Here is a 2,991-nt window from a genome sequence, read left to right as displayed (position 1 = left end):
GATTTCGCTCCTCGCAAGATGTCAATCTCGATAGTAGCCGCGCCAGTCGTTCAGGCGCACCCGCACGATATCGCGGAACATGCGCACCGAATCGCGCAAGGGGTTGACCTTGGTGTTCTCGCCGTAGCGCCAGATCACCGGCACCTCTTTGACGCGGTAGCCGCGTTTGCCGGCCAGGAACAGCACCTCCACATCGAAGGCGGTCACCGCGCCCCCTTTGATGACCTTCGCCTGAGGCCCGTAGATATGCAGGCGGTTGAACAGGTCATATGCCGCTTCCCGCTGGAACGCTTTGAAGCCGCACTGGGTGTCCTCGTAATGGGTGCCGGCCACGATGCGCACCAGCAGGTTGAACACCCGCCCCATGAAGTGGCGGTACCAGGGTTCTTCCAGGCGCAGTGCCCCCACCCCTTCCCGCGAGCCGATCGCCACCTGATAGCCGGCCTGCAGAGGCGTCAGCAGTTTCTCGACCTCCTCGATGGGCGTTGCTAAATCCGCATCAGTGAAGAGGATGTACTGTCCCCGCGCGGCCAGCATGCCGGTGCGGACCGTGTATCCCTTGCCGCGGTGATCGTTCTCGATGACGCGCCAGGTGGCCTGCGCCGGCGCCGCCCGTTCCAGCACCTCGCGGGCCACCCGCACTGTCGCATCCTCACTGCCGTCATCCACCACGATCACTTCGGATGGGTAGGTCTGCTTTCCCAGATAGGCGCAGATGCGCTCCAGCGTGCCAGGCAGACGCTTTTCCTCGTTGTACGCCGGCACCACCACGGACAAATACGGCTCACGTTCCATAGATTGTTTTCCCCATCGTGAATATGAACCACCCAACACACCCACGTGCGCGGTATATGATACCCCGCCGGCGCGCTTTCGTCAATCAGCGCGCACGAAGGTGTTGAAAAAGCAGGGCTGGTACATCCGGTGCAAAAGCCCCATCCCCGTTCCCTTCCCCCGCATGCGGGGAAGGAGGCAGGGGTAGGGGTGCATCTCCTTACACCACTATAAGTAGGGCCGGCGCTGGCTGTACAGCCCTTGCTCGTTCGCTCCAGTGCCTGACAGACATACCGTGTCTCATGTTTTCCAACGCTTTCGCGCTCACCCGCGCCGGAGCAGGGCCTCCAGCTCCGCATCACTGACCCTCCGCAGGCGGTAGACCTCAGCCCGCTTGCGCGTCCACCGCCGGAAGAGGCGCAGGCCGGCCAACTGCCCGCGCAGTCGCGCCCGCGCCGCCTCTCCCCGCCAGGCACGCAGGGCATCCCAGGCAATGCGCAGTTGGGCGCGCAGTACCAGCGGCCAGTAGCGACGCAGGAGCGCCGGCGGGTAGTCCTTGGCGATGACCAGCAGGGTGTTGCGCCCCGTATAGAAGCTGGCCAGCGGCCCCCCGCCCGTGGCGCTGAGCCGGTGATAGACCCGCGCCGCCGGCGCGAAGACACAGCGGTAGCCGGCGATCTGCGCCCGCCACGCCATGTCCACATCCTCGCAGTACATGAACAGCTCCTCATCAAAAAGGCCGATCTCGTCCAGCATGGCGCGCCGATACGCCGCCGCACCACCGCACGCGCCAAAGACCTCGATATCATGGTCATACTGGCCGGCATCCCGCTCCCAAACGCCGCGGTTACCCGGGATCCCGTCCAGGCCGTAGGTGTCACCGGCGGAATTCAGCACATCGCGCCGGTCGTGCAACAGCATTTTGGATGCCGCCGAGCCGGCCTCGGGATGGGACTCCAGCGCCTGCACCAGCGCCTCCACCCACGCCGGCTCTGCCTCGGCGTCGTTATTGAGCAGGGCGATGATCTCGCCCTGCGCGGCGCGAATGCCGGCGTTGACCCCGCCCGTCAGGCCCCGGTTCTCCGGCAGGGCCACCAACCGCGCTTCGGGATACTGCTCTCGCACCAACGTCACTGAATGATCGGTGGAGGCATTGTCCACGACAATGATTTCCAGCCGGTGGTACGTCTGGGCGCGCAGGGAATCCAGGCACGCCGGCAGTAAGCCCGCGCCGTTCCAGTTGGGGATGATGACGCTGACCAACGGGTCTGTGCTCATCGCCCCTCCAGCCGGCGGAAATAATCCTCCACCGCCTCCTCCCAGGGCGGGAGCTGAATGCCCAGCAGATGCGCGGCGGCGAAATTGCGCAGGATGCAGTGCAGGGGCGGCTTGCTGGGCCGCTGGAACTGGTCCGACGTGATCGGATCCACCGGCACGTGCCCCAGGCCGGCCCGCGGCAGGAAATAGCGCGCGAACTCATATCGCGAGCAGGAGCCCTCGTTGGCAAGGTGATAGATACCATAATGTCCCGTCTCGATCAGGCGCGCCAGCGCGTCTGCCAGGTGCGGGGCATAGGTGGGGGAGCTGATCTCGTCTGTGACGATGGACAGCCGGCCGCGCTCCCGCGCCAGGGCACAGATTTTGCTCACAAAATTGGTCCGGCCGGGGGCAAACAGCCAGGCGATGCGCACAATGTAAAAGCGCTCCAGCAGGGTCTCCACAAAGCGCTCGCCGGCGTACTTCGACCAGCCGTAGGGATTGATGGGATGGCGCTCGTCCTGTTCCAGGTAGGGGGAGCCTTTCGTCCCATCAAACACCTCGTTGGTGCTGATATAGACCATGGCCGCGCCGGCCTTCTGGCAGGCGACGGCGACGTTCTGCGTGCCCAGCGCGTTGACCAGATAGGCGGTATCGGGATCGCGCGCACAGCCGTCCACGTTGGTAAAGGCCGCGGAGTGGATCACCACGTCCGGCCGGAACCCGACAATGGCCGGCACGATGCGCTCCGGCCGCGTGATGTCGTGCTCCGGCCGGCCCAGCAACAGCAGTTCATGGCCCTCCAGCCGGCGCACCAGCCACTCGCCCAACTGCCCTCGATGCCCGGTGATGGCAATCCGCATACGCTCCCGCTCCATCCTGTTCAGCTTTTCAGAAAAGGCGCCGCCAGCATGCCGGCCAGCCCGCCGGCGCACAGGCCGGCCAACTCCATCAGGAGCA

General features: G+C 65.2%; 3 protein-coding genes. All 3 read right to left on the bottom strand.

Annotated elements, in window-relative coordinates; translation table 11 throughout:
- Positions 1-21 precede the first annotated feature (21 nt).
- Entirely contained in the window at positions 22-795 is a 774-nt protein-coding gene (locus tag H5T60_13565; GenBank protein MBC7243459.1) for a glycosyltransferase family 2 protein, read from the bottom strand.
- A gap of 303 nt (positions 796-1,098) precedes the next feature.
- A complete protein-coding gene (locus tag H5T60_13560; protein MBC7243458.1) occupies positions 1,099-2,037 on the bottom strand; it encodes a glycosyltransferase in 939 nt (312 codons plus the stop codon).
- 11 nt (positions 2,038-2,048) lie between these two features.
- Entirely contained in the window at positions 2,049-2,894 is an 846-nt protein-coding gene (gene rfbD / locus H5T60_13555) for a dTDP-4-dehydrorhamnose reductase (GenBank protein ID MBC7243457.1), read from the bottom strand.
- Positions 2,895-2,991 lie beyond the last annotated feature (97 nt).

It is taken from the genome of Anaerolineae bacterium (assembly GCA_014360855.1).
In the GTDB taxonomy this organism is placed as follows: Bacteria; Chloroflexota; Anaerolineae; order JACIWP01; family JACIWP01; genus JACIWP01.
The sequence above is the reverse complement of the archived record's forward strand: the minus strand, read 5'-3'. Positions and strand labels throughout refer to the sequence as shown.

Bases quoted from the DNA above. Each gene is read 5' to 3' on its own strand.
- H5T60_13565 (MBC7243459.1), bottom strand. From the start codon at position 795: ATGGAACGTGAGCCGTATTTGTCCGTGGTGGTGCCGGCGTACAACGAG.
- rfbD (MBC7243457.1), bottom strand. From the start codon at position 2,894: ATGCGGATTGCCATCACCGGGCATCGAGGGCAGTTGGGCGAGTGGCTG.